The organism is Kitasatospora sp. NPDC058046, from assembly GCF_042885595.1.
GTDB lineage: Bacteria > Actinomycetota > Actinomycetes > Streptomycetales > Streptomycetaceae > Kitasatospora.
Genome location: NZ_JBHVRS010000002.1, coordinates 546,061 through 566,029, shown reverse-complemented (window position 1 = coordinate 566,029; position 19,969 = coordinate 546,061). Strand labels below are relative to the sequence as shown.

At 72.5% G+C, this 19,969-nt stretch carries 31 protein-coding genes; 5 read left to right on the top strand and 26 right to left on the bottom strand.

Going from position 1 to position 19,969, the window contains the following annotated elements; all coding sequences use genetic code 11:
- Positions 1-99: 99 nt before the first annotated feature.
- A complete protein-coding gene (locus ACFVU7_RS06885; RefSeq protein WP_388044575.1) occupies positions 100-342 on the top strand; it encodes a helix-turn-helix domain-containing protein in 243 nt (80 codons plus the stop codon).
- 36 nt (positions 343-378) lie between these two features.
- On the opposite strand, the gene ACFVU7_RS06880 is transcribed toward ACFVU7_RS06885, so the two are convergent.
- From ACFVU7_RS06880 to ACFVU7_RS06860, 5 genes are read right to left on the bottom strand one after another with little or no spacing between them, the layout of a single operon-like run.
- Complete coding sequence (locus ACFVU7_RS06880) at positions 379-666, bottom strand: hypothetical protein (RefSeq protein WP_388044574.1); 288 nt, start codon at positions 664-666, stop codon at positions 379-381.
- On the bottom strand, positions 663-896 hold the full coding sequence (locus tag ACFVU7_RS06875; protein WP_388044573.1) for a hypothetical protein: 234 nt from the start codon (positions 894-896) through the stop codon (positions 663-665). Before ACFVU7_RS06875 ends, ACFVU7_RS06880 begins: the two co-directional genes overlap by 4 nt.
- On the bottom strand, positions 896-1,339 hold the full coding sequence (locus tag ACFVU7_RS06870; RefSeq protein ID WP_388044572.1) for a hypothetical protein: 444 nt from the start codon (positions 1,337-1,339) through the stop codon (positions 896-898). The genes ACFVU7_RS06875 and ACFVU7_RS06870 overlap by 1 nt, the downstream gene beginning before the upstream one ends.
- Complete coding sequence (locus ACFVU7_RS06865) at positions 1,336-1,479, bottom strand: hypothetical protein (RefSeq protein ID WP_388044571.1); 144 nt, start codon at positions 1,477-1,479, stop codon at positions 1,336-1,338. Before ACFVU7_RS06865 ends, ACFVU7_RS06870 begins: the two co-directional genes overlap by 4 nt.
- Positions 1,476-1,721 carry a hypothetical protein gene (locus ACFVU7_RS06860; protein WP_388044570.1) on the bottom strand — a complete coding sequence of 82 codons (246 nt, stop codon included), beginning with the start codon at positions 1,719-1,721 and terminating at the stop codon, positions 1,476-1,478. Before ACFVU7_RS06860 ends, ACFVU7_RS06865 begins: the two co-directional genes overlap by 4 nt.
- A gap of 71 nt (positions 1,722-1,792) precedes the next feature.
- Here ACFVU7_RS06860 and ACFVU7_RS06855 point away from each other — a divergent pair, with 71 nt between their 5' ends.
- Complete coding sequence (locus tag ACFVU7_RS06855; RefSeq protein ID WP_388044569.1) at positions 1,793-2,824, top strand: helix-turn-helix domain-containing protein; 1,032 nt, start codon at positions 1,793-1,795, stop codon at positions 2,822-2,824.
- Here the strand turns inward: ACFVU7_RS06855 and ACFVU7_RS06850 are convergent.
- Together ACFVU7_RS06850 and ACFVU7_RS06845 are read right to left on the bottom strand one after the other, a co-directional pair.
- Positions 2,821-3,075 carry a hypothetical protein gene (locus ACFVU7_RS06850; RefSeq protein ID WP_388044568.1) on the bottom strand — a complete coding sequence of 85 codons (255 nt, stop codon included), beginning with the start codon at positions 3,073-3,075 and terminating at the stop codon, positions 2,821-2,823. The genes ACFVU7_RS06855 and ACFVU7_RS06850 overlap by 4 nt on opposite strands.
- Positions 3,076-3,107: 32 nt before the next feature.
- Entirely contained in the window at positions 3,108-3,992 is an 885-nt protein-coding gene (locus tag ACFVU7_RS06845) for a PP2C family protein-serine/threonine phosphatase (protein WP_388044567.1), read from the bottom strand.
- A 322-nt stretch (positions 3,993-4,314) separates the two neighbouring features.
- On the opposite strand from ACFVU7_RS06845, the gene ACFVU7_RS06840 reads away from it, so the two are divergent.
- Both ACFVU7_RS06840 and ACFVU7_RS06835 read left to right on the top strand, forming a co-directional pair.
- Positions 4,315-4,617 (top strand): hypothetical protein, encoded by a 303-nt coding sequence (locus ACFVU7_RS06840; RefSeq protein WP_388044566.1) that lies wholly within the window; start codon positions 4,315-4,317, stop codon positions 4,615-4,617.
- Positions 4,614-4,832, top strand: a complete 219-nt coding sequence (locus ACFVU7_RS06835; RefSeq protein ID WP_388044565.1) for a hypothetical protein — start codon at positions 4,614-4,616, stop codon at positions 4,830-4,832. Before ACFVU7_RS06840 ends, ACFVU7_RS06835 begins: the two co-directional genes overlap by 4 nt.
- A 431-nt stretch (positions 4,833-5,263) precedes the next feature.
- Here ACFVU7_RS06835 and ACFVU7_RS06830 read toward each other — a convergent pair whose 3' ends face one another.
- The 3 genes from ACFVU7_RS06830 to ACFVU7_RS06820 are packed head-to-tail and all read right to left on the bottom strand — an operon-like array spanning position 5,264 to position 6,894.
- Positions 5,264-5,566, bottom strand: a complete 303-nt coding sequence (locus ACFVU7_RS06830; protein ID WP_388044564.1) for a hypothetical protein — start codon at positions 5,564-5,566, stop codon at positions 5,264-5,266.
- Complete coding sequence (locus ACFVU7_RS06825) at positions 5,563-5,802, bottom strand: hypothetical protein (RefSeq protein ID WP_388044563.1); 240 nt, start codon at positions 5,800-5,802, stop codon at positions 5,563-5,565. Before ACFVU7_RS06825 ends, ACFVU7_RS06830 begins: the two co-directional genes overlap by 4 nt.
- Before the next feature lie 24 nt (positions 5,803-5,826).
- On the bottom strand, positions 5,827-6,894 hold the full coding sequence (locus tag ACFVU7_RS06820; RefSeq protein ID WP_388044562.1) for a peptidoglycan-binding protein: 1,068 nt from the start codon (positions 6,892-6,894) through the stop codon (positions 5,827-5,829).
- 178 nt (positions 6,895-7,072) lie between these two features.
- Here ACFVU7_RS06820 and ACFVU7_RS06815 point away from each other — a divergent pair, with 178 nt between their 5' ends.
- Positions 7,073-7,537: a hypothetical protein gene (locus tag ACFVU7_RS06815; protein WP_388044561.1), complete on the top strand. Its 465-nt coding sequence runs from the start codon at positions 7,073-7,075 to the stop codon at positions 7,535-7,537.
- On the opposite strand, the gene ACFVU7_RS06810 is transcribed toward ACFVU7_RS06815, so the two are convergent.
- From ACFVU7_RS06810 to ACFVU7_RS06735, 16 genes are all read right to left on the bottom strand, one after another.
- The gene (locus ACFVU7_RS06810) at positions 7,534-8,271 is read right to left on the bottom strand and encodes a hypothetical protein (protein WP_388044560.1); all 738 of its coding nucleotides are present in this window, start codon (positions 8,269-8,271) and stop codon (positions 7,534-7,536) included. The two genes, ACFVU7_RS06815 and ACFVU7_RS06810, sit on opposite strands and share 4 nt — an antisense overlap.
- Positions 8,272-9,366, bottom strand: coding sequence for a hypothetical protein (locus ACFVU7_RS06805; RefSeq protein ID WP_388044559.1), 1,095 nt, complete (start codon positions 9,364-9,366; stop codon positions 8,272-8,274).
- Positions 9,366-10,529: a hypothetical protein gene (locus ACFVU7_RS06800; RefSeq protein ID WP_388044558.1), complete on the bottom strand. Its 1,164-nt coding sequence runs from the start codon at positions 10,527-10,529 to the stop codon at positions 9,366-9,368. Before ACFVU7_RS06800 ends, ACFVU7_RS06805 begins: the two co-directional genes overlap by 1 nt.
- Positions 10,530-10,543: 14 nt before the next feature.
- Positions 10,544-11,443: a hypothetical protein gene (locus tag ACFVU7_RS06795; protein WP_388044557.1), complete on the bottom strand. Its 900-nt coding sequence runs from the start codon at positions 11,441-11,443 to the stop codon at positions 10,544-10,546.
- Between the two features lie 4 nt (positions 11,444-11,447).
- Positions 11,448-14,147 (bottom strand): phage tail tape measure protein, encoded by a 2,700-nt coding sequence (locus ACFVU7_RS06790; RefSeq protein WP_388044556.1) that lies wholly within the window; start codon positions 14,145-14,147, stop codon positions 11,448-11,450.
- Between the two features lie 29 nt (positions 14,148-14,176).
- Complete coding sequence (locus ACFVU7_RS06785; RefSeq protein WP_388044555.1) at positions 14,177-14,518, bottom strand: hypothetical protein; 342 nt, start codon at positions 14,516-14,518, stop codon at positions 14,177-14,179.
- Positions 14,519-14,565: 47 nt separating this feature from the next.
- Positions 14,566-14,925, bottom strand: a complete 360-nt coding sequence (locus ACFVU7_RS06780; protein WP_388044554.1) for a hypothetical protein — start codon at positions 14,923-14,925, stop codon at positions 14,566-14,568.
- A gap of 90 nt (positions 14,926-15,015) precedes the next feature.
- Entirely contained in the window at positions 15,016-15,795 is a 780-nt protein-coding gene (locus tag ACFVU7_RS06775; protein WP_388044553.1) for an Ig-like domain-containing protein, read from the bottom strand.
- Positions 15,796-15,816: 21 nt separating this feature from the next.
- Positions 15,817-16,239 (bottom strand): hypothetical protein, encoded by a 423-nt coding sequence (locus ACFVU7_RS06770; RefSeq protein ID WP_388044552.1) that lies wholly within the window; start codon positions 16,237-16,239, stop codon positions 15,817-15,819.
- Positions 16,236-16,526, bottom strand: coding sequence for a hypothetical protein (locus tag ACFVU7_RS06765; RefSeq protein ID WP_388044551.1), 291 nt, complete (start codon positions 16,524-16,526; stop codon positions 16,236-16,238). Before ACFVU7_RS06765 ends, ACFVU7_RS06770 begins: the two co-directional genes overlap by 4 nt.
- A 15-nt stretch (positions 16,527-16,541) precedes the next feature.
- Positions 16,542-16,898: a hypothetical protein gene (locus ACFVU7_RS06760; protein ID WP_388044550.1), complete on the bottom strand. Its 357-nt coding sequence runs from the start codon at positions 16,896-16,898 to the stop codon at positions 16,542-16,544.
- A 2-nt stretch (positions 16,899-16,900) separates the two neighbouring features.
- Positions 16,901-17,095 (bottom strand): hypothetical protein, encoded by a 195-nt coding sequence (locus ACFVU7_RS06755; RefSeq protein ID WP_388044549.1) that lies wholly within the window; start codon positions 17,093-17,095, stop codon positions 16,901-16,903.
- Between the two features lie 20 nt (positions 17,096-17,115).
- Positions 17,116-17,664, bottom strand: a complete 549-nt coding sequence (locus ACFVU7_RS06750) for a mobile element protein (RefSeq protein ID WP_388044548.1) — start codon at positions 17,662-17,664, stop codon at positions 17,116-17,118.
- On the bottom strand, positions 17,648-17,908 hold the full coding sequence (locus ACFVU7_RS06745; protein ID WP_388044547.1) for a hypothetical protein: 261 nt from the start codon (positions 17,906-17,908) through the stop codon (positions 17,648-17,650). Before ACFVU7_RS06745 ends, ACFVU7_RS06750 begins: the two co-directional genes overlap by 17 nt.
- A gap of 9 nt (positions 17,909-17,917) precedes the next feature.
- Positions 17,918-19,180 (bottom strand): phage major capsid protein, encoded by a 1,263-nt coding sequence (locus ACFVU7_RS06740; RefSeq protein ID WP_388044546.1) that lies wholly within the window; start codon positions 19,178-19,180, stop codon positions 17,918-17,920.
- Entirely contained in the window at positions 19,177-19,965 is a 789-nt protein-coding gene (locus ACFVU7_RS06735) for an HK97 family phage prohead protease (RefSeq protein WP_388044545.1), read from the bottom strand. The genes ACFVU7_RS06740 and ACFVU7_RS06735 overlap by 4 nt, the downstream gene beginning before the upstream one ends.
- Positions 19,966-19,969 lie beyond the last annotated feature (4 nt).

The window sequence follows — 19,969 nt, the reverse complement described above, 5'->3', positions numbered from 1 at the left end:
CCCCCGGGCTTGCGGTGGGTCGATGATATCGAACACCTAAGCGATAAATGGCGGCATACCAGTACAGACTTTTGATCATGGGCCGGTCAGCGTCAAGGGGTGCCAGCTCCCTATCGCCCCGATGACCAGCAGATCCGTGACCGGCGGGACGTAGGGGCCCGGGTTCACACGTTCAGGCGGCGGGTCGGCCTCACCCAGGAACGGCTCGGCGAGCATGCGGGGCTGGACAGGCGGACCGTCGGCCGGATCGAGAACGGCCTCGTCCCGGCCACCATCGATCAGTTGAGCACGATCGCGCGCGCAGTCGGCGTACCTCTCTGGCGCCTGTTCCGGGACGAGTAGGCCCCGGCCAGCCCTGAGGTCGGCCGGGGCGGCGCGCTACTTCGGCGGGTCCTGCGGGGGGTTGGGGTTGCCGCCCGGCGGCGGGGGGTTCCTCGGCGCGGGCGGCGGCGGGGGCGGCCCGCCGATCCCGTTGTTCCCGCTGCCGGACGGTTCCTTCTGGGGCGTCATGGGGTCCTCCTCGGTCTCGGTGTTCTCCAGAGCCGCCGGCGCCTCGCCCGGCAGCGGCGTAGCGGGGTGCCGGGGCACCCGGTTTGGGCCTCGCGTGCCGCGGCCTCGCTGGCCGCGCCACCGGCCCTGGGCGTCCGGCGGGATCCTGTCGGTCATGGCGTCCTCCTCGTGGTCGGGGGGTCACCATCGTGCCGCGTCGGAGCCCAAGCGCGGGCTGCGCGGGCCTCGGCGTAGCTCCGCAGCGTCACGCCCCACGTGGCCAGCCGGGCGCGCAGCCACATGTCGCGGCGGCCGTACTCCCGGGCGAGCCGGTACACGGAGACGCCGTCGTCCTGGTACCGGCGGATGATCTCCTCGCGCTGATCCGGCGTGAGCTCCGGCGGCATCAGACGGGTGCCCCGAACGTCCCGCCGGGCCGGACCCGGTCGGCCCGGGTGGCACAGGACGGGCAGAGCTGCCGGGAGTACAGGGCGCCGACGCCCACGGCCCGGTACTCCAGACCCCCGTACAGAGACGCGGTCCCGGTGGGGGTGCCGCAGAGGTGGCAGGAGCGGTCCGCGCCGCTCTTCTCGTAGCACGTCGTGCACAGCAGGACCGTGGGCTCCTCGGCCAGGACCGCGTACGGCTGGATGGTGCTGATGTGCACACAGCACTCCAGCTGGCCGTTGTGGCTTGCGGCGAGCATCGCGTCGCAGACGTGGTTCGCCCATGATGACTGCGACGGGTCGATCGGCACCGTCGCCGCGTCGAGGTGTCGCAGCCAGTGCGCCCGGGCCGCGTGTGCCTGGTCGAGCATCGCGGTGATCCCTGCGGTGGCGTCGGCGCTCACTCGGCGTCCTCATCGGCCGGAGGCGCCGGGGCGGGCTCGTCGCCCTTCTCCTTGAGCCGCGCGTCCCTGCGGTTGTACATCTCCCGGACGCCGGCGACGGCCGCGTGCCATTCCTCGCTGTTCGGGTTGAAGTGCGTCACTGGTGGGCCTCCAGGCTGGCGGCGTACGGCGGGCACGCCGCGCACACGCCCACGGCGTAGACGAGCCCGTCGTCCGAGACGTGACCGGCGTCGGTCAGGGGCCCGCTGCTGCTGCCGCAGCCGATGCAGGCAGTGCCGGATCGCTGGGCCGGGGTGAGTCGGGCGCCGGAGCACGGGGCGGCCACCCGTACACCGGCGACCAGGGGGGTGGGTTCGGCCGCGCCCTGAGGTGAAGTCGTCATGCCAGCATCGTCGTCACCCGGGTCGCGTCATTCCATATGCAGCGCCATATGCCTGACATATCGTCAAGACTATGAGTGCACCGACACCATGGGTGGACCCGCGCCTACGTACTGCCTGGGCGCAGGGAGACTGGGCTGCCATCCTGCGGGAATACCGGCGCGCCGCCGGCATCTCCCAGACCGCCCTGGCTGGACTCGTGGGCCTCAGCCAGGCGGACGTCTCGTTGATCGAGCGCGGCCGTCGCACGATCAAGGAGTCCGCCGTCATGGACCGCATCACCAGGGGACTGTCCGTTCCCCCCGAGCTGCTCGGCATCACCACCATGCAGTCGTCCTGGTCCCCCGATCCGGAGCTGACCGAGCGCATCGCACGGGCGCACACCACCGGCCACACTGACACCCGCAGCGCCGACTGGATCGCCCGGGTCCTCGCCGAGCACCGCCGAGCCGAGGACGACGGGGCCGGCGCCGAGCTCTGGCAGATCATCCGCAGCCAGCTCAACACCGTCACCCAGCTGATCCCTGGGGCCTCCGGCCCGACGGCGGACAGGCTGATCCTGCTGAGCGCCGAGCATGCGCACTGGCTCAGCTGGGTGGCACACGGACAGGGCGAGTACGGTGCCGCTCTCGCCTGGCTCGGGATTGCCCACGGCTGGGCACTGGACGCCGGCAGTGCCGACATGGCCAGCTGGATCACCCGCGTGCGCGCCTACTACCAACTCGGCGCTGGCGACCCTGTGCGCGCCCTTCGCACAGCCGAGGCCGCCATAGGCCCAGGCCTGTCTCCGAGTGCTGCAGCAGTGGCTGCCCACACCGCTGCGATGGCGGCGGCCGCCGTCGGTGAGCGCGACCGCGCGCACCGGTTGGCGGACGAGTCGTACGAGGCAGCGCTGCGGGCACCCGAAGAGGCGGCCAGGCCAGGCTGGCTGTACTGGCTGTCCCCGACCCGGGCGCGGCTGCTGCAAGGCGAGGCGGCGTACGCCGCACGGGACTGGCGCCGCGCGGCTGACGCCCTCGGCGAGGGGCTCGCCGAGCTGGAGGGCTACCCGCGGGACGCGGCGTTCTACCGGACCAAGATGGAGGACGCGAGGCGCCGGTCCTAGGCGCTGGCGGCGTCTCGCAACTTCAGGATGACCAGGTCGTCCGGGGCCCCGATGCGTGCGTAGGCCTCGGGGTCCGCCTCCCGGAGTGCGTCCCGGAGCGCGCGGTGGATGATGGCGATAGCCGGCCCGGATCGGGGCTGCGGGTGCGAGTCAACCACCCGGACCCGCAGGGTCTTCCGTTCAGGGGCCGGCTGGTCATCCGGCTCAGCGATCACGAAGTCGATGTCGTAGACGAACTCGGCGGCGTCCATGCCGCCGAGTCTAGGTTCAACGTGACGGGAAGTCAGCTGCCTGCGTCGACTGCGGTCGCCAACAGCAGGTCCATCAGGGCCAGAACCGCAGGCTCGCCGCCGCCCCGGATCGCGCCGTCAATCGCGTCTTCGACCCGGGCCCGCACCGAGGTGGGCAGGCCCTGCGCGGTGACCGCCATGCGGCCGAGGTGCATCGCGACGGCCGGAGACAGCCCAGGCCCGTCGGCCGCCGGGGCCAGCGGCAGCACCACCGCGGTGGCGTCGTCGCGGTACCCCTCGGCGGTCGTCACGGCGGCGGCCACGAGCGCGTCCGCCAGGGCCTGGAGGTCACCCTGGTGCTCGCGGACGAGGCCCTCGATCACCTCGACCGTCACCTGGTCGTGCACGCCGTCCGAAGTGAGAATCAACGCCCCGCCGGCGGGCACCGAGACGAACGGCGCCGTGGCGACGGTGGCCAGGCCGAGCGTCACCCCGACGTAGTCCGCGAGCGCAGAAACTGGCACCGTCCCGGCGCCGCGCGCCGCCTCCGTGAGGTACGCGGCGAGGTTGTGGTCGGTCGTCAGCTGCACCAACTGCCCGTCGTGCCAGCGGTACGCACGGCAGTCACCGGCCCACACCAGCTCGGCGGAGCCGTCCTCCCGCAGCACCGCCAGGACGCCGACGCCGTCCGGGCCCGGGTCGGCCGCCAGCAGCCCGGCGGACAGGAGCCCGGCCAGGGCTCCACGGCCGGCACCGACCCGCGCGGCGGTCTCCGCCAGCATCGGTGCGAGCCGGACGATGCCCGGGTCGTGGCCCATCCCGTCGACCAGGGCGACGGCGGTACGGCCAGTAGCGTCGGAGGTGTAGGTGGCCGCAGCGTCGGCAATCAGGCCGGCGGTGCCCTCGCGCTGAGCGGTCCCGATGGTGATGGTGGTCATGCCGTCATCATGGCGTGGCCCGGCGACCACCCGGGCGGAAACGGCAGAGTGCCCCTGCCCGGCCGAAGCCGAGCAGGGGCACTCATCGCCCGCGAGCGCGGGACCAACGCCTTGGTAAGACACAGCCATGGGTCATCCCCGCGAACGCAGGGCCTACCGCAACTCATCTGCGCTGAGCTGCATGACCGTTGGGCCACCCCTGCGAACGCAGGGCCGATGTCGCGACTATAGCGGATGTGGGCGCCGGGAAGCCCCTTCTTGCAACTTTGCCGTACGTACGGCAAAGTCAGTGCCACCGCAGCCACCACCTACGGAGGACGCCATGACCACCGACATCTACAGCCACACCGGCGGCCGCACCATCGCCACCTACCCCCTCCTCGTCGAAGTGCGGGCCATCACCGGCCTCGACCAGGCCAAGGCCCACGACTACATCCACGCCACCCTCGACCAGCTCATCGCCGAGGACGGCGAGGAGAGCGTCGTCGTCACCCAGCGCCCCGACCGCCCCGGACTCCTCGCCAACAACCCCCACGACCTCGACACCAACAGCTGGACCACCATCACCGACGACGCCGCCGACTTCATCCGCGCTGCCGCCGCCGTCGACTGCGAGGCGCCGTGACCGTCGAACTCTGGACCATCGACCAGGTCGCCGCCTACCTCGGCGCGACCTCCGCCAAGTCGGCCTCCCGGACGCTCTCCCGCTGGGGAGTAGCTGCCGTGGGGTACGTCCCGCACCCGGTCAGCAGGCGCCCTCAGGCCCGCTACGTGGCCGATGAGGTGCGCGACGCCGCGGCCGCGCGCCCCGGCCAAGGCAGCCGCACCGACCTCCGCTGAACGCACGAACCGCCCCCGCCCGGCCGAAGCCGAACGGGGGCGACGGGGTTCAACGGGGCAGCCGACGCCGCGGGCGCGCCGCGACAGCCCGGGGTGCCGGTGCGGGCTCGGCTGGCGCATCGTCGGGGACGTCCACCAGGGCCGTCAAGTATGCGCGGAGCCCATCCCCATACCGGCTGGGCCGGTACGACGCAGGCCCGGCGCCGCCAGCGGCCTCAATCGCCGCCGCTGCCGCCCGTACGGCCGCCGGGGCCCCGATCAGGCGCACGTCCACAGGCTGCAGTGCCACCAGCTCTCCTCAACTTCGGCATGGAGTCGTCGGCACAACTATCCTGCGGGCGGAGGCGGTTGGCCAGGTGTTGTCTGTTGTCAACCTGCGTCGAGGCCTGGACAACACCCGGCCCGGGTCGGGCGGACCGGGGCAGCCGAGTTCAGCGAGGCTGCTGCTGGAGGGTCTGCTCGATGCGGTTCACGGCGTCCCTGAGGGACAGGCCGCTGTTCGGTCGCATCTCATGCTCGATGCTGGCGAGGCGCTCCATCACCCCGGGCCGGGCCGGGACGCCCGGCCGGGCCGGAGTGCCCTGCCAGTCCTCGGACCACGCGTCCAGCGCGCGGTGCAGGCGGCGGACCGTACGCCAGATCAGACCGAGCGCGGTGAAGACAGCCCCGAGGGCGGCAGCCCAGGCGGCGAGGACGTCGACCTGGACGACGCCGGTCGGGTCGGCGAGGGTCACTGGCGGCTCGCCGGGTCGACGCGGGCGGGCAGCAGCGCCGCGGTGTCCGCGCGGCCGAGGAACGCGCCCAGGGCCCCCTTGATGACGGTGAGGCCTGCCGGGACGGCGGCCACGGCCGCACTCTGGATGCTGGACAGGCCGGTGATGCCGCCGACCAGCAGCAGACCGATGGCGGCCTCCAGGTACGTGGCGGCGGTGCGCTCGGCGAGGTCCAACGCGAGCTTGGGCATGCGCATGGTGGGGTCCGTTCTGGTGGGGGATCAGGAGAAGAGGAGCTGCCAGGTGCGCGGGCCCGGGAGGCCATCGGCATCACCCGCGAGCTCGGGCCGGCTGCGCTGGAACGCGGCGACGGCCCGGCGGTCGCTCTCCGTCCAGCGCGGTCCCGGACCGACCCGGTACGAGCCGCCGAAGCCCTTGCGGACCAGCTGCTCGCCGAGCTGCCGGACGTGGTCGTTGTCCTGGCCGGGGCCGAAGTACTGCGCGCCGGGGAAGGCGGGCACCGGGCCGGGCAGGTAGCCGAGCAGCTGCCGCAGCGAGTCCTCGCCCGGGACGCCGTCCGCGTCGCCGCCGCCGTAGCCGAGGCTCCGCTGGTACTCGGCGTAGTTCTCGGTGTCGGCGTCCGTCCAGTTCGGGCCGGGGCCCTCCAGGTAGTGGCCGCCGAAGCCGCGGTCGACCAGCGCGCGGCCGACCTCCGTCACCTGGTCGCCCTGGGCGCCGTAGCCGTACGGGAAGCCGTTGATGGTGGTCTGGTAGCGGGCCGGGCCCGGGTCCGGCGCGGGGGCCGGGTCCGGGACCGGGGCCGACGGGGTGCCGACGCGGGCGGCCGGGACGCCGCCGAGCGCCGGGTCCGCGCTGATCGTGCCCTCGGGGTAGTCGGGTATGCCGTACCCGTACGGGCTGCCGGGGCCACGACGCGGGCGCTGTCGGGCGTACACCCCGTCGCCCTGCGGCGACCCGCCCGCGTTGGTGTTCCCCTCGATGGTCCATATCGTGTCCGCGTCGTAGCCGGTGACCACGCCGACGTGGTCCGCGCCTCCGCGGCCGAGGTAGAACGGGCCGCCGAGCACCGGGTAGTCGGTCCACCGTCCGTGCTCCTTCCACCACTGGACGGCGGTCCAGCAGGAGGCGGTGATCGGCCACCGGTCGGTCATCCCGGTCCCGACGGCGCCCCAGGCGGTGAAGGTGGCGCACCAGGCTTCGCCCTGGGACCACTCCAGGCTGGGGACGGCGGGCGAGAACTTCTGCATGTTGTTCCACGTGCCGTCGCTGTCGCGGCCCTCGTGGTAGCCCTCCTGGCTGGTGAGAAGGGCTACGAACTCGTCACGCATGGATGCCTCCTGGGCATGAAGACGCCCCGGCCGGACGGCTCGGGGCGGTTGTGGTTCAGGTGTCTTGTGACGGCGCTGTGATGGCCGCGTGTCCGTACGACCCGGTACGGTCAAGGGACCGCAAACAGGCCAGGGGGTAGGGATGTTGAGTAGGCAGACGTTGGCGATCATCGGGAGCGTGGCGATAATCGCGGCTGGCAGCGTGACCGTCGCGGCGCTCACCAGCGGGGACGACAAGCCGGCCTCGGCGCCGGCCGGCGCCGAGGTCAGCCCGACGCCGGTGGACAGCAGCAGCCCGACCGCCCCGGCCGAGGTCTCGCCGACCGCCACCACCCCGGCAGCCGGCCCGAGCTCGGTGTCGCCGTCGGCGCTCGCCCCGGTGCAGCACGCACCGAGCCCGGCCGCCGGGGCAACGAAGCCCAGCGGCAAGACGAAGGAGAACACCGTGCAGCAGCCGAAGCAGGTCGCGCCCGCGCCGGCCGACGGCACCCAGCCGCCCGCGCAGACCACCCAGCAGCCCACGACCGGCGGCGTTGGCCAGAACCCGGGCGGAGGCGGCACCGTCGACAACGGCGCGCCGCCGAAGCCGGGCCCAGCCGACACCAACGCGCCGACCGGCAACCCGTACCCCCAGCAGCACTAGCTGCCGACGCCGAACGTGGACAGTCCGCGTACGCCGACCGTCCCCGAGCCCGCCGAGACCCTGGCCTGCCACACCAGGTTCTGACTGCTCAGATGGGCCCCGGAGATCGGGCCGGTGACGCTGCCGACGATGTAGTCGCCAGCGTTCAGCGTGACGCTGGCGATGACGGATCCCACACCGTCAAGCAGCCGGATCTCGCCAGCCGTCGCGGCGTCCGAGCAGCGGGCCAAGTAGTGGCCCTGCACCTGGGGGTGCTGCTTACGCCACGGCAACGTCATGCAGGTGGCCCAGCTGGACGATGTCGTCGTCCACTGCGGGACCTCCGTGTACCCGTACCAGCCATCCGCTCCGAACACCGGAGCAGCCAGGCCGCCGCCGAAGACGTCCTCAGCGAAGATCGTGCCGCCTCGGGCATCGCTCATCACGATGGCCTGCGGGTGGGCCTGAACGGTGGTGGTGCGGCCCACCGCGATGGCCTGCGTACCGTCCTGCCGGTACGCAAGCAGGCCTCGTTGCTCGCTGCCGTCCGGGTTGGCCTGCCCCATTTTGCCGACGTAGAACTGTAGGCCGCCGGTCAGGGTGTTGACCTTGAATGTGCCGCCCTCGCCCACGACGACGTCACCGGCGAGGATCTGGTCCATCGCGGGCCGCATCTGGGCCCGGCCAGACAGCTGGCGGACCTGGTCCTCCAGCTGTCGGAGCCGGTCGAGGATGTCGAGCGGTACGTCAGCCATTCAGGATGCCTCCAGGTAGAGCTCGGTGGACTCGGCCCGGCCCCGCTGCTCGGGGGTCACCTTGAGGCCGACGACCCGGTACCTCGCGCTGTGTCCGTCGTAGTACCAGGTGTCAAAAATTCGGATCCGCACGTAACTGCCGAGCTGGGGCGGGCCCACGTCGGCGGAGGCGTAGGCAACGGACGGGATCAGGGACGGGCGGCGGGAGGCGGCGAGGTCGGCCTGGGCGTGCTGGTTGAGCACGTCCTGGGTGATCACCGTGCTGTAGTCGCTCGTGCCGTCCAGGAGGGGCCAGCCGGCCGCGATGTCGGCCGGGCTGGTGAGCAGGGCGGACATCAGCGGCGTCGACTCGGCCGCCAAGTTGTTGTTCACCGTGGCCCCGCGGCTCTGCCAGGCGTTCGCCATCCGGGTGGCGTCCTCAGGCAAGCTGTAGGTGGTGATCGGGCCCGGGCTGGACAGCACCAGGTCGCCGCCCCCGACGCTCAGGCGCGGGTAGCCGAGCCGCAGGGCCCGGTGCCGGGCGCCGGTGTCGTCACGAAAGCACTGCACCAGCCACTCGAAGCCGTCCGTGACAGCCGCGAGTTGGTCGAGCAGGGTGCCGAGCCACGGCAGGTCGTACCTACTGTAGACCCTGTCTCGCAGCACGCCGCTGGTCTGCCCGTAGTCGATCTCCAGGCCGAGATCGCCGCCGGGCGCGGCCTGGGCGTAGGCCACGAGCTGGCGCGCGATGTCGAGTTGGTCGATGGCGCTCGCGGTCAGGGTGTCGGTCAGCAGGCGGTGCGCGCGCAGAACCGACTCCAGGCCGGCCGCCTGGAGGCCGCACGTCCACCGCCCGAAGGCGTCCCGCGTCGGAACGCGGGTCCACAGGATGCCGCCCCACACAATCTCCTGGCCGGAGGCAAGGTAGAGCATGGTGCGGCCGGGCAAGACCGAGGTGCGTACGCGCCGGGCCATCGTGCTGTCCGGGATGTCGATCGTCGCGCTGAGGCTGCCGGTCTTGCCGATGTACAGGTCGTAGGAGACGTCCCGGACCGGCAGCCGGTCGAGCAGCCGGTCCGACCGCAGATCGCAGACGAGCAGGTCGTAGACGGCCATCAGGCGGCGGCCTCGTAGGTCACGTTCCAGTACAGCCGGCTGTTGCCGGACGCGCCGACGGGCACCGTGTTCGAGACGGTGGCTGTGGATGCGCCGGACGTCGCGGTCTTGACGAGGAATCCGGCGCTGGTGCCGCCGGCACCGATCTGGACGGCGCCGATGTACTCGGTGTCCCCGGAGTTGAGGTACTCGCAGGAGCCGAGTTGGACGGCGATCCCGTTCGCGGCGGCCTGTACGGGCAGGGTCATGCTCCACAGTCCGCCGCCGCCGGACGACGTGCTCCCGAGTGTGAGGCTGCCCATCCACATGATGGTCCGGCCGATGCGCGTCCAGCGGCTGGTCAGAGTGCCGTTGCCCAGGATCGGGTTGACGGAGGACGCGGTCCACGTCGGGACGTACGTCTGCCACTCGCCAAGGCCTGGCCCCCACGCGGAGCCGGACCAGCGCTGAAGCCCGATCGCGCCGTCGCGCCACTGCCCGGTATAGCTGCCGCTGCTGAGGCTGCCGGGGGCGATGCCGCGAAGGGCGGCCGACCACGGCACCCACGCGCCACCGTCCCACCGCTCGAACGCGCCGGTGACCGCGTTGTCCCGCCACTGGCCGGGGTACGAGCCGGGCCCGGTGTCGGCACCCGGATGGATTGCTCCGGCGGCGACGGTGAAGACGCGGCGGTCGGTCAGCAAGGCGGCCCAGTTCGGCGGGGCACCCGCGCTCGCGCCGGCGGGGACCTGGATGTCCCACAGGCGCAGGTAGGCGGTGACGCCGACCGGAGCGGTCGGCGGGGCCCCGTTGCCCGGGGTGCCGGGCTGGTAGACGACGGCCGGCTTCAGCTGGCCGCTGCTGTCGTACTGCCGGTCGTAGGCGACCAGCCACACCGTGTCGTAGCGGGTCTGGGAGGCGTGCCCGGGGTCGATGGCGAACGTCTCCGGCACGGTGACGACGAGGTCGTAGGCGCCCTGTCCGGTGGTGCCCTGGGCCACGCCGCGGCCAATGTCGATCGTTCCGGTCATGCCCGTGATGCTCAGGGCGAGCGGGTTGCCGCCGGGGACGACGCCGGCGCGGGTGGTCGTGGGCCCGGTCGGTGTCCAGGTCCCGATCGGGGCCAGCCTGGTGTCCTCGCGGGTCTGGCCGGGGTTGAGCAGCCATGCGGAGCGCACGGTCATGGAGGCCTCCTCGGCTACCAGTAGGCGGAGCGCCAACGGACGGTGGCAGACGCAGCGGGGTTGGTGCTGCCGGGTGACGCCCGGAAGTTGAGCGTTGTCGTGGCGCCGGGTGGCAGCAGGAACGCGCCCTCCGGTGCCGAGCGGAGAGTCGCCGTGCCGAGGCGGTCCTGGCCCGCGAGCGTGACGGTGCCGGCCCAGGTGTCCACCACTAGGACGTCCGACGCGGCGAGGGTGATGTCGTACTCCAGCCGCAGGTTGCCGAACGACAGGGCTGGTGTGGTGACCGGGCCTCGGAACTCGATGACTGGGCTGATCTCGGCGTTGCCCGGGTTGGTCACCGTGATGTCGCCGGTGCTACCCGGGGTGCCCCAGGACAGGCCGCTCTCCACGGGGGTGCCCCAGGACAGGCCCGTCTCGGTCGGGGTGCCCCAGGACAGGCCGCTCTCGGGCGCGGGAAGCGCGCTGGACGCGGTCTGCTCGGCGACGGCGTACCGGCGCGGGTCGGTGGCCTCCAGCAGCAGCGCGACCACCGGCACGCAGGCCGTGAAGTCCAGGTCGTTGGGGATCACCCGGTCCGTGACCCGGGCGGTGACGAGCAGCTGGCGCCCGGCGACCTGGACGACCAGGGGCTCCTCGTCCTGCCGGATCGCGGTCGCGTCCTCCAGCGCCTGGAGGACGGCTGGGAAGTTTGTGTTGGGGCCGGTGAGCCGCAGGTCGATGCCGATCGTGCGGGCCTGGGAGAGGAGGCGGCCGGGGCGGGCACCGTGCTGCTGGGCTCGCTGGCTGGTCCCGGAGGACACGGGCGGCCGGGACGACCAGCCGGTGACCCGGGTGACGGTGTACGGTGTGCCGTCGCCCAGCAGCAGGCCGGCCCACTGGATCTGCTGGTCCCCGGTGATCAGCTCGCCTGCCACGCGCTCACCCCCTCGCCTTGGCCAGCAGCGCGAGCTGCATCGCGGTCTGCTGGGCGCCGCCGCTGTCGGACTCGTAGTACTGCTCGATGTTGAGCACCGGGGCGGCGGCGGCCTGCTCGGCCCAACTCCCGCCACCAGCCGGACCCATGGGCGCCTGGGCCTGGTAGGTCCAGGCCGGGACGGACACGTTCGGCGGCTGGACGAGGTCCGTCATGGTGCGCTCCAGGGCGGGGCGGCCGTCCTCGATACCGGCCTCGATACCGGCGGGGATCCAGCGCCCGACCTCGTCGCGCATCACCCTTGACGGCGACTTGATGCCGAGGACGTCCTTGATCGGCCCCGGGATCGTGTTCGAGACGAAGCTGATCAGCTGCCCCTTGAGCCAGCTGCCCATGCCCGAGATGCCGTTCCACAGGCCGCGGATCACGTCTGCCCCGGCGCTGACCAGCAGGCCGCCGAGGTTGCCGACGGCGCTGGAGATCCAGCCGGGGACGCCCTTGATCCAGTTGATGGTGTTGTTCCAGCCGGACACCGCGCCGTCGTGGACCGTGCTCCAGATCCGGGACAAGACGCCCGCGATGTCCCAGCCGCTGAAGAAGCTGCTGATGCTGCGGGCCACGCCGAGGACGAGGTTCGACAGCCAGTTCCAGGCGCTGACGGTGGCGTTCTTGACCGTGTCCCAGTTGGCGATCACGAGGGCGACCAAGGCGACGACGGCGGCGATCACCCAGCCGAGCGGGCCCATGGCCAACACCCAGGCGGCAGCCATGCGCGCCGCGTTGAGCAGGGACTCGGCGCCCATCAGGACCCAGCCGGCGACGATCTCGACGACCGCGGCGGCCTGGAGGGCCATGCCCCAGACGATCCGGGCCCCGATCGTGATCCACGCGGCAGCCTGCTGGGCGCCGCTGACGATCGCTGCGGCGCCCGAGGTGACCCACGCCCACACCTGCTGGGCGCCGGACGCCACGGCGGAGGCGCCGGCCGCTACCCAGCCGCCGACGGTCTGGTAGCTGGCGACGACGCTTGCTGCCGCCCCGGTGACGGCGGCGCCGCCCGAGGCAACCCAGGCGGCGACCTGCTGGGCGGCCGAGACGGTAGCGGCGATGCCAGCCTGCGCGTACCCGACGGCGGTCGTGATGAGGACCGGCAGCAGCACAGCGGTGATGACGCCCGCCACCACGGCGACCGCGGTCCGGTGGGCGTCGAGCCACCGGGCGGTGTCGGCCAGGGCGGGCACGAGGGTCCCGGCGAGGACCCCGGCGGCCGTGGCGACCGCCGGCACGAGGTGCTGGCCGATCCACTTCGCGGCGTCGAGGACGGGCGGCAGGACGTCGTCCTTGAGGAACCGTCCGACCTTGGTCGCCGCAGGGGCAAGGTCGTCGCGCAGCACCTGGCCCGCCTTGGAGACAACCGGGCCGAAGCGGTCGGCGAGTTCGGAGCGGACCTTCCCGAGGGCGGGCAGGACGGTGTCGACGGCGGTGCGGCCGAACGCGGCGGCCGCGGGCATCGCGGTGCCAGTGATCCAGTCGGCGGCCGCCCCGAAGGCGGGCCCGAACCGGGACGCGAGCATGCTGCCCACGCGCTCCAGGACGGGCAGAACCCGGCCCCCGACGACCTCGGTCAGGCCCTGCTCCAGGCCCCTGGTGAACTTCTCCAGCTTGGTGGCCGCGTTGTCGCGCAGGGAGTCGCCCATGCGGTCGGCGGCGCCCGCGACGTCGCCCAGGGCCGCGACGGCGGTGGCCGGGTTGAGGGCCAGCAGCGATTTCTGCATGTCCTCGGCTTTGGTGCCGAAAAGCTCAGTGGCGGCGGCATCACGTTTGACCGGGTCTTCCATTTCCCGGAGCTTGTCGAGCGTGAGCTGGAGAACCTGCGTGGCCTGCGGTCCGCCCTGCCCGAGCTGCTTGATCATCTGGTCGGCATTGAGACCGATGTCTTTGAATCCCTGGGCAATCTTCTGCCCGCCCGCGACACCCTCGATAACGAATTCCTTGAGGGCGTCAGCCACAACGTCAGTATCGCGCGCACCGGCCTGCATGCCCTGACTGAGCAGGCCAGTTGCCGACGTTGCACTCAGTCCGAGCCGCTGGAAAATGACCGAGTATTCATTGAAGGTGTCGCCGAGATCGTCAGCTCTCGGACCCATTGTCTGAAATCCACGGGTCATGACATCGAATGCCTCGTCGGCATTCTTCGCCAATCCCGTTTTAATCATTTGCCCAGCCGCATTAGCGGACTGACCCAAATCGACCTCGAATGTATTCGCAAGGTCGGACGCTTTGGTGGCGATCGATTGGATTTGCTGGTCGGTCGCACCGGTCGGCATGAGGCCGGACGCCATGGTGGCGCGCACGGCGTCGGCGGCGCCCTGGACGTCGTCGGTGATGGCGCCGGCCCACATCTGCCCGGCGATGTGGCCGTAGCGCTGGGCCTCGGGGCCGGTCGCGCCAAGCTGGGCACCGAGGCGCCCGCCGATCTGCTGCTGCTCCATCGCGTCGCCGACGCCCTTGACGAGCAGGGCGCCAACGGCGGCCGCGCCGGCCGCGACGACGACCGCGGACCCCTTGAGCATCCGCTTGCCGAAGCCGCTGCCGGCGTCGTCTCCGGCCTGCTCGACAGGGCCGGTGATCTGCTCGCGGATCGCGCTGCCGATGCCCCGGACGCTCGGAACGATCTGAAGACTGGCATAGCCAACGGTGGGCACCGGACCACCCCCTCTCCGGCGCTGCTGGGTCAGGTCAGGTGGCCGGCCTCGACGGCGGCGCGGTGCGCGGCGGCGCGCCGGCGGGCGGCGTCCAGGGCGGCGGCGCGCTCGGCCGGGTCGCGGCGGGTGCTCGCGGCGCCGGGGCGGGGGTAGGGCTTCGGGCGGGTCGCGTGCTTGTCGGCGCCGCGTTGCCAGTTCGCGTTCGCGAGGACGTCCCAGATGTCCGCGAGCAGGTACTCGGCCTGCGTCCACGGGGTGCCGGGCCGGTCGCTCAGCGCGGCGTGCAGCCGGGAGGTGGGGGGCAGGCCGCGCACGAGCGCGACCAGCTCCATCCAGGTGAGGCGGCCGGTGCCGAGGTCGGCCAGGCGCACGCCGTACTCGGCGCGCAGGTCAGCCGTGATGGCCTCCCCGTGCTCGCTCAGGAGTCGGTAGAGGCCTGCGATTCCCCCTGCTTGATCCCGCAGTGCTTCTGGTAGGCCTTGAACAGCGGCATCAACTGGTAGCCGGGCATGGGCTGCTGCTCGAACTCGGCCCACTGCTGCGGCCCCAGGGCCTCACGGAACGCCGCGCGCACCGCCAGGTTGTCTCCCCGTTCGGCGGCGGCCAGCAACGGCCAGATGTTCAGGCTGTCGATGTGGGCGAACGTCCAGCGGGTGCCGTCGGCGTCCCGGACGACGAAGGGCCGAAGTTCGGCGCCCGCCTTCACAGCGCCGAGGTCGAAGTCGAAGGGGCGCCCGTCGTCGCTGTGGGGGCGGCGGGGGCGGCGGGTATTGGACATGCGCGGTGGTCCTCTCCGGGGTGCGCGGTCTCGGATGGTGGTGGCCGGGGCGGGCGGACCGCGCGCTCGCCCGCCCCGGGGCTCGGGGGGTCAGGACACGGTGACCGCGCAACTCGCGGTCAGGCCCTGGTAGGTGGCGGTGATCGTGGCCGCGCCGGCTGCCACCGCGGTGGTGTAGCCGTAGGCGACGCCGGCCTTCGCCGGAGCGCTGGTGGTCCAGGTCAGGTACGGGTCCGCGGACACGTCCCGGGTGGTGGAGTCGGCCAGCGTCGCGGTGGCGACCAGCGGGGCGACGGCGCCGACGGCAAGAGTCTTCGTGGCCGGGGTGACCGCGAGAGCGGTGACGGCCTGGCTGTCCTGCCGGTCGAACAGCACCCGGTTGGTGTCCGGGTAGATCACGGCGGCCAGGGTGACCTTGGACAGGTCGGACTCGTTCTCGTCGATGTCGCCGTCGGGCGCGACGATGGCGTAGTTGCGGGTGATCCGGCGCACCCACAGGCCGGTCGCGGCGTCGCGCTTCTCGAAGGCGATCTTCACGGGGCCGGGCCGGGGTACGACGACCTGGGTGGCCGTCGACCCGGGCCAGATCAGCGACCTGGTCGTCGGATTGTCCTCCAGTACGGAGAACTTTTTCGTGAGCTTGAAGTTTTTCCGGCTCGACCTCACGAGGATGCCGCCCCAGGCGTAGTAGTCGGCGGTGTCCTCGTCGCGGGACTCGGGCATGCCGTCGTCGCCGTCGAGCAGGCCGGCCATGGTCCAGCCCGCGCCGAACGGCGAGTTCGCGTCCGCGGGGTTGGGGGTGGTGAGGCTGGCCGCGACCCAGACGTCGGCGTCCGTCCACAGGTGCGCGTTGTTCGTGTTCCCGGACATGCCGGTCCTCCAGGGGGTTGGTCAGGTCAGGGGGGTGGGCGCGATGTTGGCCGTGATCGTGAGGGTGGCCAGTGCGACGCGGGAGTCCGGGTCGATGCCGGGTACGGGCCCGGTGCCCGGGCGGGTGGAACGGATGATGGGGCCGCCGGCGGTGTGCAGCAGCGCGGCGGCGAGCTGGGCGAGGTCGTGGGCCTGGTCCTCGGAGGCGTGCCAGACGCTGATCCGCAGCAGCACCGAGCTGTTGAGCCGGGACGGTGCGGGGGTGGCGCCGTCGAGGCCGACCAGGACGAGCGGCAGCCGCGGGTCCTCCGGGGAGCGGGCGTCCGGCACCCGGGTGCCGACGGTGGCACCGGCCGCGTACGGCTCGGGCCGACCAGCGAGCACGGCGCGCAGGATCCGGCAGGCCTCCGCCGCCGCGTCCGGGAACAGGACGGCGGCCTTCACCGGCCGCCCCTCTCCTTGACGTCCGCGCCGATCCCGGCGGCCGCGCGGGTGAGGACGCCGTCGCGCGCCTGCCAGGCCATCGCCCGGCGGTCGGCAACGGTGACGCGGGCGGCCTGCCGGTCCGTGGTGTACGGATGCACCTCGACCGACTCCGGTGCCTTCACTGCGGCCCGGACGCGCTCGGCGACCTGACCGGCGGCCTCGTCCACCATGGCCCGGACCTCGGGACTGGCCAGCACCTCCCGGACACCGACGGCATCCAGCTCGAACTCGACGCGCTGGGGCACGACTTCACCCCTTTCTCAGCCGGTGGAGCGGGTCATCGTCCACTCGACGTGGTGGGTGCGGCCGGGCGTGATGGGGTCGGGCCAGCGGGCGACCTCGCCGACGACCTCGCACAGCAGGCCGTCGAACTCGATCCGGTCGCCGGATCGGACGTCCGGGGCGGTGCCGGGCGCCGACAGGACGTGCCAGCCGGTGACGACGCTCGTACGGTCGGCCTCGGCGGTCTCGGTCTGGGTGCTCGGTTGCACGGAGAGGCGGCCGACGGGCAGCCGGGTGGCCGCGCCCGGCGACCAGTCCGGCAGGGTGTTGCCGGCGCGGTCGGTGCGGACGCCCGCCCGGATCCGTACGACGCGCTGGTGGAAGATGACCGCCACGGTCAGGCGATGACGCCGCGCGTCCGCAGCGCGGCCAGCAGGGCGTTGTACTCGGTCTGCGTCGGCGCGGCGGCGGCGTTGGCGACGGTGGGGGCGGTGCCGGTCATGGTGGCGGTCGAGCCGGGCACCGTGACCAGGTCCACGACCTGCTGGGTGGCATCCGGCGGGCCGGAACGGGTCTTGGCGAACATGGGCATGGTGTGGTTCCCCTCTCGGGTCAGGTGCGGTCGCCCCGGCGGAGGCGGTAGTTGGCGACGGCCTCGGTCCACTGCGCGGTGACGCCCGTGGCGGCGGCGGCGCCGTAGGTGACGGACTCGCCGCCGGCCTGAACGCTCTGCACGCCGGGCTGGACGGTGTAGACGGTGCGGGCCTGGTCGGTGACGGCCTGCTGGATGTCCTCGGGGATGGGGTCGTAGCCGTGGTCGCAGACCGCGACGACCTCGGCCCAGTCGGGCCAGCAGCCGGTGGTGCGGCGTAGGATCCCGGCGTCCCCGCGCAGCCGCCAGTCGGTGACCGGGGCGCCATCCACGGTCACGGAGGTGACCGAGGTGACGGGGGCGACGGGCAGCAGCAGCCGGTCGGTGCCGTCGCCGTACAGCCGGATGGTGTCCCCGGTGACGCGGGTGACCGGGTGGCGGACGTCGCCGCGGAACCGGGCGCTGGCCGCCGCGAGGGCGGCCAGCAGCAGCGGGTCGTCCGGCGGGACGCCGAGCCACAGCGCGAGCGTGGCCGGGTCGGTGAGCAGGCCGTCAGGAGGAAGCGCCACCGCCGCCCCCAGGCTCGGCGTCGAGGATGCCCTTGCGGGCCTTGTCCGCGAACTCGGCGTCCAGGACCCGGGTCCGCTCGGCGTGGCCGGCGGCGGCCAGGTGCGCGAGCACCTCGGGCACCGTGTGCTCTCCGGGCTCGAACAGGAGCGCCGGGGCCGGTGGCTCGGGCTCGTCGGGGCGGGCGGGGGCGTCCTCGGGCCGGTACCGGATCCCGTCGATGACGGTCATCTCGAAGTCGGTCACGTGCGCTCCTTAGGCGAGGGTCGCGATGACCAGTTCGGCGGGCTTGAAGATCGCCTGGGCGGCGCGGAGCTCGGCCCTCACGTAGACCAAGTTGCGGGCGGCGTAGTCCTTGTGCTGGTTGAACGCCAGCACCGACAGACCCTCGCGGTCCATGAGGCTGACGGTCTTCCAGTTGCCGAGGATCGCGGTGCCGGCGGGCAGCCGCTGGGAGACGACGCGGGGACGGCCCCAGATGGTGCCCGGGCCCGATCCCCACGGGCCCTGGGAGAAGTAGCGGCCCTGGGCGTCCTTGAGGAGGTCGAACTTCTCGTTGTCGGACGGGGAGACGAGGACCGCGGTGATCGGCGCGCCGATGTTCTCCAGCCGCGTGATCGCCTTGCGGATGGTGGTCACCATGTCGGTGTCGAAGGCCTGGGCCTGCACGCCGGTGGTGGCGAGGATGCCGGTCGGGTTCCCGCCGGTGCCGCTGCCGTTGAGGATCTTGTCCTCGATGACGTTGCTGATGTTGTAGGACAGCTGGCCGTTCAGGTAGCTGGCCAGCGCGGGGGCGTCGGCGAGCATCTGGTTGGTGACCGTGTACCCGTCCGCGTAGGTGAACACCTTCGCGGTGGCGAGGTTGGTGGACAGGCCGCTCGTGGGCTTGGTGGTGGCGTCCGCCGGGAGGATCTCGTCCGGCACGATCCCGGCGTTGCGTGCGACGGCCGTGATCTGGAGGTACTCGAAGGACGGGCCGCCGATGGTGCCGTGGTCGATCAGGTCGAGGATCGTCAGCGGCATCGGCGTGGTGAGGTCCACGGTGGGCAGCCGGACGTTCTGGAGGCGCCCGAGGCCGACCTGCTGGACCGGGGCGTCGGCCTTGAACCCGCCGCGCAGGTCGGACAGGGAGCCGACCTTGACGCGGTCGAGCTGGATCGGGGTTCCCTCCCCGAAGCCGCTCGGGTGCGCGCCCCGGAACGTCTGGTAGGCGGCCGACTTGACGAACTGCTCGCCGAGGCCGCCCGGGCCGCCGATCGCCCCGAGCGCCTGGTCGGTGCGGTCGACCACGCCTTCCAGGGCGGGGGCGGGCCGGTCCGCCTTCGCGGTGAGGCGGGCCACGGACGCCTGGGCGGCGTCGGCGGATTTGATCTTCGCGTCGAGGTCGTCGGCCTTCGCGGACAGCTCGGTGACCTCGGTGACCTCGTCCTCGGTGAAGTCGCGGTCCTCGGCCCTGGCGAGGGCGGACAGTTCGGCGAGGCGGTCGAGGGCGGCCTTCAGCTGCTGGCGCAGGTTCATGCGGGTTCTCCGATCAGGTGCTTGCGGGTGAGTGCCATCGCGAGCACCTGGGCGGGCGACGGGCCGGACGCCTTCGCGGGCGCCTGGTCGGCGGCGGCGGGCGGTACGGCCGGCCGGTGGCCGGACTCGGGGGCGGTGGTGGTCTTGGCGGCGTCGGCCGCGGTCGCGGCGGCGAGTACGTCGCCGATCGCCGAGTGGGCCTCGGCCAGGCGGTCGATGTGGGCCTGGGCCAACACCCTGCCCGCCTTCAAACCGCGGGCGAGTTGCGACGCCTTCGCCGCGAGCAGCTCTGTGGCCTGGTTGGCGCCGACCAGGCACGGCCCGACCTCGTACAGGGTCAGGTCGCGCAGCTCGTAGTAGCCGGCGTAGCGGCCCTGGTCGTCCTCGGTGTCGACCCACGCGCCTTCGGCCACGTCGTACGCGAAGCTGAACTGCGTGACCCTGCGACCCTTCAACAGGCGGTAGACCTGGGCGGCGGTCGGGTTGGTGTCGACGTCCTCGATCTGGCCGGTGACCTCCAGGCCGTCGGGGGTCTCCCGCGCGTCGAGGACGACGCCGACGTGCGCGAAGGGGTCGTCCCAGTCGTGCGACCAGATCACCGGGATGGGGTCGCCCTTGGCCCGCCACTCGGCGAGGGTGCGGGCGAACGCGCCGGGCCGTACGACGTCGCCCACGGAGTCGACGTTGCCGAACACCGAGACGATCGCGACGAACTGGCCGTCCTGGAGGCCGTCGGCGGGCCCGGCGGCCTTGATCCGGGCCGAGCACTCCTTGGTGCGGGGCACGAGG